The sequence below is a fragment of the Mycobacterium sp. 1245805.9 genome (assembly GCF_001672915.1).
In the GTDB taxonomy this organism is placed as follows: Bacteria; Actinomycetota; Actinomycetes; order Mycobacteriales; family Mycobacteriaceae; genus Mycobacterium.
Window position 1 is genome coordinate 21,172 of sequence record NZ_LZKR01000155.1, and the last position, 8,147, is coordinate 29,318.

Below are 8,147 nucleotides of genomic sequence, written 5' to 3' on the forward strand. Positions count from 1 at the left end.
TCGGGCATCACCCTAGTCGAGGGCAGCGCGGCCGATTCGGCAGAATGGGTTCAAACAGTCAGGAGAGTGATGGGTCCTACTCGCTGGCGGAAATCCACCCAGGTGTTCATCGGGTTGGCCGTGTTGGCGTTCGTCGCCGCGGTGGTGGCTGCGGCAACGTTTTTCACCACGGGAGGCCACGGGGCCGGCGCCGCGCACGTGCCCGTGCCGCCGCCGCGCCCGCCGACGGTCAAGCCGGGCATGGTCCCGGTCGCCGACACCGCCGAAACGCCCAGCCCGGCCGGGGTGGCCGCCGCGCTGGGACCCGCGGCCGCTGATCCCAACCTGGGCCGGCTGGGTGGCCGGATCACCGACGCCATCACCGGGAAGGAACTCTGGCGGGTGGCCGACGACCTGCCGCTGGTGCCGGCGTCGACCAACAAGGTCCTGACCGCGGCGGCGGCGCTGCTGACCCTGGATCATCAGGCCCGGATCAGCACCCGGGTGGTCGCCGGCAGCCAGAACGCCCAGGGGCCCGTCGTGCTGGTGGGCGCGGGTGATCCGGTGTTGTCGGCCGCGCCGCCGGGCGTGGACACCTGGTACCGCGGCGCGGCGCGGATCAGCGACCTCGCCGAGCAGGTGCGCCGCAGCGGGATGACCCCGACCGCGGTGCAGGTGGACACCTCGGCGTTCAGCGGGCCGACGATGGCGCCGGGCTGGGATCCGGCCGACGTCGACAACGGCGACATCGCGCCGATCGAGTCGGTGATGATCGACGCCGGCCGCATCCAGCCGACCACCGTCAACTCGCGGCGGTCCAAGACGCCGGCGCTGGACGCGGGGCGGGAGCTGGCCAAGGCCCTCGGCCTGGACCCGGGCGCCGTGACGATCGCCACCGCGCCGTCGGGCGCGCGGCAGCTGGCCGTCGTGCAGTCCGCGCCGCTGGTGCAGCGGCTGTCGGAGATGATGGACCACTCCGACAACGTGCTGGCCGAGTGCATCGCCCGGGAGGTCGCCGCCGCGATCAACCGGCCGCAGAGCTTCGCCGGGGCGGTCGACGCGGTGACCAACCGGTTGAGCACCGCACACGTGGACACCGCCGGCGCCAGGCTGGTGGATTCCAGTGGGCTTTCCGTCGACGACCGGCTGACTGCCAGGACGCTCGACGGGGTGGTGCAGGCCGCCGCCGGACCCGACCAGCCGGCGCTGCGGGCGCTGCTGGACCTGCTGCCGATCGCCGGCGGCAGCGGGACGCTGGGCGACCGGTTCCTCGACGCGGCCACCGACCGCGGCCCCGCCGGCTGGCTGCGCGCCAAGACGGGCTCGTTGACCGCGGTCAACTCGCTGGTCGGGGTGCTCACCGACCGCAGCGGACGGGTCCTCACGTTCGCGTTCCTGTCCAACGACGCGGGCCCCAACGGCCGCAACGCGATGGACGCGCTGGCCACCAAGCTGTGGTTCTGCGGGTGCGCATGACCGCCTCGTCCAGCCTGACCCTCGGCACCGCCGTCGACTGGCGATTCGCGGCGACCGTCGGGCAGCGCCTGGCCCGGCCCGGCCCGGCGGCCAGTGACTACACCCGCCGCCAGGTGATCGACGAGCTGACCAGCGCGGCCGCCAAAGCCGAGCCGCCGGTGCGCGACGTCACCGGCCTGATCACCGACGGGGCGGTGCCGCCGGCCCGCATCGTCGACCGCCTGCAGTGGATCGGCGCGGCGGCCGAGTCGATGCGGGTGATGACCAACGGCACCGACAAGCCGCGCGGGTTTTTCACCGGCCGCATCACCGGCGCGCAGACGGGCGCCGTGCTGGCGTTCGTGTCGTCGGGCATCCTCGGCCAGTACGACCCCTTTGCCGCCGCGAAAAAGGGAAGCCTGCTGCTGGTCTATCCCAACGTCATCGCCGTCGAGCGTCAGCTTCGCGTCGATCCCTCCGACTTCCGGCTGTGGGTGTGCCTGCACGAGGTGACCCACCGGGTCCAGTTCACCGCCAACCCGTGGTTACCCGACTACATGTCCCGGGCACTGGGGTTGCTGACGCAGGACGCGGGGGAGGACATCCGGGAGGTGGCGACCCGGCTGGCCGAATTCGTCCGCAGCCGCGTCGACGGCGCGGGTGGGTCTGCGGCGTCGGACGGCACCTCGTCGGGGATCCTCGGCCTGGTGCGCGCCGTGCAGTCCGAGCCGCAACGCGAGGCCCTGGACCAGCTGCTGGTGCTCGGGACGCTGCTGGAGGGCCATGCCGACCACGTGATGGACGCCGTCGGGCCGGTCGTGGTGCCGTCGGTGGCCACCATCCGCCGCCGATTCGACGAGCGCCGCCATCGCAAGCAGCCCCCGCTGCAGCGGCTGCTGCGCGCGCTCCTCGGGCTCGACGCCAAGCTCAGCCAATACACCCGCGGCAAGGCGTTCGTCGACCACGTCGTGGGCAAGGTCGGAATGCAGCGGTTCAATACCATCTGGTCGAGCCCCGAGACGCTGCCGCTGCCCGCCGAGATCGAAGACCCCCAGCGATGGATCGACAGGGTGCTGTAGGGCAGCTGCGCACGGCTGTCGAGGCTTTCGCCAACACCCATCTCGCCACCGGAAAGCGGTGGCGCGTGGCGCTATCCGGCGGCCCCGACTCCCTGGCGCTCACCGCGGTCGCCGCCCCGATCCGCCCCACCACCGCCGTGATCGTCGACCACGGCCTGCAACCGGGCTCGGCCGCCGTCGCCGAGACCGCCCGGCAGCAGGCGCTCGCGCTGGGATGCGTTGACGCGCAAGTGCTTTGCGTGGAGGTGGGCAAGGACGGCGGCCCGGAGGCGGCGGCCCGCGCGGCCCGTTATGCGGCGTTGCGCGCCTCGGGCGACGGCCCGGTGCTGTTGGCGCACACGCTCGACGATCAGGCGGAGACCGTGCTGTTGGGGCTGGGCCGCGGCTCCGGAGGCCGCTCGATCGCCGGCATGCGGCCGCACGACCCCCCATGGTGCCGGCCGCTGCTGGGGGTCCGGCGTTCCGTGACGCACGCCGCGTGCGCGGAACTCGGGTTGACCGCCTGGCAGGACCCGCACAACACCGACCGCCGCTTCACCCGCACGCGGCTGCGTCTCGAGGTGCTGCCCCTGCTGGAGGACGTGCTTGGGGGCGGCGTGGCCGAGGCGTTGGCGCGCACCGCGACCGCGCTGCGCGAGGACACCGAGCTGATCGATGCGCTCGCCGCGCAGGCGCTGCCCGGGGCGCGGGCGGGGACGGGCCTCGAGGCCGGGGCGCTGGCCGCGCTGCCGGACCCGGTTCGACGACGGGTGATCCGCGGTTGGCTGCTGGCCGGGGGCGCGACCGGGTTGACCGACAAGCAGATTCGCGGCGTGGACACCCTCGTCACGGCGTGGCGCGGCCAGGGCGGGGTGGCGGTGGGCTCCGCGCTGCGCGGCGAGCGATTGATCGCCGGGCGCCGCGACGGCGTGCTGACGATGTGGCGCGAGCCTGTGTAAACGGGGGCAGTCATTGGTTATTCGGCCGCTGGCGTGGCACTCTGTGGGCGTGGCCCAGATCTCCCCGGCTGTCACCCCCGCGCAGCCCGTGGAGCTGTACCCGGGGGATATCAAGTCGGTGCTGCTCACCGCCGAGCAGATTCAGGCCCGCATCGCCGAACTCGGCGAGGAAATCGGCCACCACTACGGCGACCTTGCCGCCCAGACCGGCGAGGACCTGTTGCTCATCACCGTGCTCAAGGGCGCGGTGATCTTCGTCACCGACCTGGCCCGCGCGATCCCGGTGCCCACCCAGTTCGAATTCATGGCCGTCAGCTCCTACGGCTCCTCGACGTCCTCATCGGGCGTTGTGCGCATCATGAAGGACCTGGACCGCGACATCCACGATCGCGACGTGCTGATCGTCGAGGACGTCGTCGACTCCGGTCTGACCCTGTCCTGGTTGCTGCGCAACCTCAAGAGCAGGCAACCGCGTTCGCTGCGGGTGTGCACCCTGCTGCGCAAGCCCGACGCGATGCGCGCCAAAGTCGAGATCGCCTACGTGGGCTTCGACATTCCGAACGACTTCGTGGTCGGCTACGGCCTGGATTACGACGAGCGCTACCGCGACCTGTCGTACATCGGCACGCTGGATCCCCGGGTCTACGAGCAGTAGCCGCGACGACGCGGCTAGTCGAGTTCCCACACCGCGGTCACCGAGAAACCCACGGTCTGCTGGCCGGGTTCGAGTGGGACCGCGGCCGTGCTTCGGGGGGCCGGCGGCCCACCGGGCATGGGCTGGCTGCCGGACACCTCCGAAATCGACAGCACCCTGCCCAGCCGAAGGCCGGACAGCTGGGCGTACTGGTCGGCGCGGGCCTTGGCGTCATCGAATGCCCGGGCGCGGGCGTCCTTGACGAGCTGCGAGTCGTCGGCGATGGAGTAGCTGACCGAGCTGATCCGGGTTGCGTCGCCGCCGGTTGTGACGATCAGGGCCAGCATCCGTGACGCGGCATCGGTCGGGTGGATCTTGACCCGGATCGCGTTGGTCGCGCGGTAGCCGGTGATCGTCGCGGTGCCGCTGCCGTACTGGGGCTCCAGGGTGACCGTGGTGGTGCTGATGTCCTTGCGGTCCAGGCCCGCGCCGACGAGCGCGTTGATCACCGCCTGCTGACGATCGTTGGTCTGGTTCATCGCGGCGGTGACGTCGGGTGCGGTGAATTCGATGCCGGCATCGGCGGTCAATGTGTCCGGGACGCCCTGGACCTGCCCCGAGCCCACGACGGTCACCTGACGCGGATTGGCGCCCGGCGCTGGCGCGGCATTGTGCTTGTCGCATGCCGACAACGCGGCGACGGCCAAGCCGGCGGCGGCCAAGGCGATCGATTTGCGGACCATGTGTGGACCCTACGCCCCGCCGCGCATTTAACGCCGGCAAAGCCTACCGCGTGTCGTGGCAATCCGGCCGAAGTTCATGTCGAACTCTAAACATATTGGTTTGCAACGTCTTTCATTGCATTCCCATAAGTCGCAGCACATTGCCGCAGTTAAGTGAACAGTTACCGACCCGCCAATGAATAGGGCCGGGAGGGGTTGCCGCGACCGGCCGGGTCAGGCCTAACCTCTGAGCTGCTTCGGTAACGCCTTCGGTGGCCGAAATCCTTTGATCGAATTGAGTTTTGGGAGGACACGTGTCGATCGTGATCACGCAGCCAGGCACGCTTGCGGCGGCCGCGGACGAAATGCATGCGCTGAATGCGTTGGTGCGGGCGGGAAATGCCGCGGCGGCCGCCCCGACGACCGGGGTGGTTCCCGCCGCCGCGGACCTGGTGTCGATGCTGACAGCGGCGCAGTTCGCTTCGCACGCAAGGCTTTTCCAAGAGGTGAGCGCTCAGGCCGCGGCAATGCGGGAGCTGCTGGCGACCACGCTCGGCGTCAGCGCCGGCTCGTACGAGGCCACCGAAGCCGCCAACACCAACGCGGTCGGCTAGGCGAGAGGCAGCCATGCTGGATTTCGCGCAGTTACCGCCGGAGATCAACTCCGCGCTGATGTATTCGGGTCCCGGCTCGGCGCCCATGCTCAATGCCGCGGCGGCGTGGGATGCCCTGGCCAGCGAGCTACACGCCACGGCGTCGGGCTACCGGTCGCTGATCACCGGCCTGACCGATGGGCCATGGCAGGGGCCGGCCGCGGCGGCCATGGCGACCGCGGCCGGGTCGCAGGTCGGATGGCTGAGCGGCACCGCCGGGCAGGCCGAAGAGGCCGCGGCCCAAGCCGCGGCCGCCGCGGGTGCCTACGAGGCGGCGTTTGCCGCCACGGTGCCACCGCCGGAGATCGCGGCCAACCGGGCGCTGTTGCTGGCCCTGTTGGCGACGAATTTCCTGGGTCAGAACACCGCGGCGATCGCGACCACCGAGGCGCAGTACGCCGAGATGTGGGCCCAGGACGCGGCCGCAATGTACGGCTATGCCGGTGCGTCGGCGGCGGCCTCGGCGCTGACGCCGTTCGGCCCGGCGGCTCCCGCCACCGATCCGGCGGGCCTGGGCGCACAGGCCGCCGCGGTCGCCCAAGCGGCCGCTGCGGCCACCGGTGGGCAGGGCATCTATGGGATTCCCAACGTGCTGCTCGGCCTGGCCGGTCTGACGAATTCGCCGCCCTGGCTCGTCAACCCCGCCGCGGCGCTCGGCCTGACCGGGCACGCCTGGAACAGCAACGGCGACGGCATCATCGTGGCCGGAGTGATGGGGGACCTGGTCGAGGGCCTGACCGGTTCGGCGACCGTCGATGCCAGCTCAGGCTTCGACGCCTTCATCCGATTGATATCTCCCACACGGCTTTTCACCACAGCCTTCAAGGACATCCAGGGCCTGGCTCAGGCGGCGATGCCGCAGGCCGCCAAGGCCGCCGAGGGCGCCGCCAAGGCCGTCGAGTCGGTGCCGCACGCCGTGTCGGGCGCCGTGGGCGGCGCGGCCGGAACCATTGGCAGGGCGACTTCGGTTGGCGGACTGTCGGTCCCGGCGGCCTGGGCCGGTGTGGCCCCGCCGGCCAGCCCCGCCGTCGTGACGCTCAACGGACTCGGTGCCGCCGCTGCCGCCGAACCCGCCACCAATGCCCTCGGTGGCGTGCCGCTGATGGGTAGTGGCGGCGGCCGCGGCGTCGCGCACTTCGCCGCTCCCCGATACGGATTCAAGCCGACGGTGGTGCCTCAGCCGTCGGTCGGGGGATGACGCCGAAACGTGGCGTATCAGCCGTCGAGGTGCGTCGGTGGATCGGCGAAGCCGAAACCGCCGGGATTCTGACCGGGACCCATCAAGTCGCAGCGCCTTTCGGGCACCAGGAAGGAACTGGCGCCGCTAGGTATCAGGTGGGTGAATGTGACGCAACGCTGCCAGGTGCCGTCGGGCTGGATGGGGTCGTCGCACTTGCTGATAACGGGTCCCCCGTACAGGCAGCCGGCGCTGGCCGGGGGCGCCGAGGCGATCAGCCCCCCGGCCATCAGCACTACAGCCACCCCGCCGACGATGCGGTGCTTCATCGTTCCCTCCCGTCAGTTCGCGCCGGCTGCTCCGCCGGCGGATTGGGGACCTGCAGCACTCGCTGACGGGTGGTCATCTTGAACGGGTCCAGCGACGTCGACTCGTCCAGGGCCCCGCGCACGTCGTCCAGCGTGATGAGGCCGAGCTCGACCTGCAGCCAGGTGGCGCTCAGTCCGAAGGCGTGAGCCGCGCGCCGGGCCTCCTCGGCGTCGGGAAAGTCGTCGGCGTTCGCGCGCCCGACGCCGCCGTACCACCGGCCCTTCGTGACGCCGCAGGCATCACGCAACTGCTCGATGGTGATGTCGCGGTTCAGCGTCGCCTCGAGCAGGCGCTTCAGCCCCCACCCGGCGGCGTTGGTTCTCGGCATGCCTCCCAGAGTAACCGGATGCCAAAACACGGTCAAAGCGTCCTGAACTGCGATCTATCGACAATTTTCAAGAATTCTCCGCTCAAGACTAGACAGCAATTCATAATTTATGACAGTGTGTCTCCACAACGTCAGGCAGTGCCGGACTTCGGCACCGCGGTTCGCATCAGGAGGAACACCACATGTCGTTTGTCGTCACCGTGCCGGAGCTGCTGGAAGCGGCCGCCGGCCGGTTGCACGTTATCGGCTCCGCCGTCAGCGCGGCCAACGTGACCGCCGCATTTCCGATCACCGGAGTCATCCCGGCCGCGTCCGACGAGGTCTCGGCGGCGACGGCGGCGGCCTTCGCCGGTTACGGCCAGCTCTACCAGGCGATCAGCGCCGAGGCGGCCCTGATCCACGAGGAGTTCGTCCACGCCCTCGGGCTCGGCGCCAACGCGTATGCCGCCACCGAGGCGGCCAACGCGGGCCAGGCCGGGGGTGTCCGGGTGGCGCATGTCGCGCCGCCCCGCATGGCTCCGACGACGCCCGCCCGCATGACGCACGTCGCGCCTCCTCGCCCCGCCCCCGCGCCGCCTGCCACCCCGGTCTACGGCGCTGCGCCCGCCGGCCGGGCGTCGTATGGCAACTACGGCGGTTACGCCGGCGGCAACTATGGCGGCGGTCGCGTGGATCCCTACGCGCGATTCAGCTACGGCGGTAACTCGGCAGCATATGGGGGCGGCTACGGCGCCCCCCCGGCGCCGGCCGCACCGGCGCCCCCGGCGCCGCCGGGCATTTCGCCGCCCAACCCGGACATCGCCGCGCTGACCA

General features: G+C 71.0%; 9 protein-coding genes and 1 pseudogene. 7 read left to right on the forward strand and 3 right to left on the reverse strand.

The genetic code is table 11. From position 1 onward, the window contains the following. The first annotated feature begins 69 nt into the window (after positions 1-69). From dacB to hpt, 4 genes are read left to right on the forward strand one after another with little or no spacing between them, the layout of a single operon-like run. Positions 70-1,455: a D-alanyl-D-alanine carboxypeptidase/D-alanyl-D-alanine-endopeptidase gene (gene dacB / locus A9X00_RS20705; protein ID WP_156772210.1), complete on the forward strand. Its 1,386-nt coding sequence runs from the start codon at positions 70-72 to the stop codon at positions 1,453-1,455. Beyond that, positions 1,452-2,513, forward strand: coding sequence for a zinc-dependent metalloprotease (locus A9X00_RS20710; RefSeq protein WP_067157734.1), 1,062 nt, complete (start codon positions 1,452-1,454; stop codon positions 2,511-2,513). The genes dacB and A9X00_RS20710 overlap by 4 nt, the downstream gene beginning before the upstream one ends. Beyond that, positions 2,492-3,451, forward strand: coding sequence for a tRNA lysidine(34) synthetase TilS (tilS, locus tag A9X00_RS20715; protein WP_067157699.1), 960 nt, complete (start codon positions 2,492-2,494; stop codon positions 3,449-3,451). The genes A9X00_RS20710 and tilS overlap by 22 nt, the downstream gene beginning before the upstream one ends. 43 nt (positions 3,452-3,494) lie before the next feature. After that, positions 3,495-4,106, forward strand: coding sequence for a hypoxanthine phosphoribosyltransferase (hpt, locus tag A9X00_RS20720; protein ID WP_067157702.1), 612 nt, complete (start codon positions 3,495-3,497; stop codon positions 4,104-4,106). A 14-nt stretch (positions 4,107-4,120) separates the two neighbouring features. Here the strand turns inward: hpt and A9X00_RS20725 are convergent, their stop codons facing one another. Then, the gene (locus A9X00_RS20725; RefSeq protein ID WP_067157705.1) at positions 4,121-4,828 is read right to left on the reverse strand and encodes an SIMPL domain-containing protein; all 708 of its coding nucleotides are present in this window, start codon (positions 4,826-4,828) and stop codon (positions 4,121-4,123) included. 293 nt (positions 4,829-5,121) lie between these two features. Between A9X00_RS20725 and A9X00_RS20730 the strand changes: the two genes are divergently transcribed. Together A9X00_RS20730 and A9X00_RS20735 are read left to right on the forward strand one after the other, a co-directional pair. Further along, positions 5,122-5,421 carry a PE family protein gene (locus A9X00_RS20730; RefSeq protein ID WP_067157708.1) on the forward strand — a complete coding sequence of 100 codons (300 nt, stop codon included), beginning with the start codon at positions 5,122-5,124 and terminating at the stop codon, positions 5,419-5,421. Between the two features lie 13 nt (positions 5,422-5,434). Continuing rightward, entirely contained in the window at positions 5,435-6,658 is a 1,224-nt protein-coding gene (locus A9X00_RS20735; RefSeq protein WP_067157710.1) for a PPE family protein, read from the forward strand. Between the two features lie 17 nt (positions 6,659-6,675). Here the strand turns inward: A9X00_RS20735 and A9X00_RS20740 are convergent, their stop codons facing one another. Together A9X00_RS20740 and A9X00_RS20745 are read right to left on the reverse strand one after the other, a co-directional pair. Beyond that, positions 6,676-6,966, reverse strand: coding sequence for a hypothetical protein (locus A9X00_RS20740; protein WP_067157713.1), 291 nt, complete (start codon positions 6,964-6,966; stop codon positions 6,676-6,678). Further along, positions 6,963-7,334, reverse strand: coding sequence for a hypothetical protein (locus tag A9X00_RS20745; protein WP_067157716.1), 372 nt, complete (start codon positions 7,332-7,334; stop codon positions 6,963-6,965). The genes A9X00_RS20740 and A9X00_RS20745 overlap by 4 nt, the downstream gene beginning before the upstream one ends. A gap of 182 nt (positions 7,335-7,516) precedes the next feature. On the opposite strand from A9X00_RS20745, the pseudogene A9X00_RS32070 reads away from it, so the two are divergent. After that, a pseudogene (locus A9X00_RS32070) lies at positions 7,517-7,810 on the forward strand (PE family protein); the annotation flags it as partial. Between the last annotated feature and the right edge of the window lie 337 nt (positions 7,811-8,147).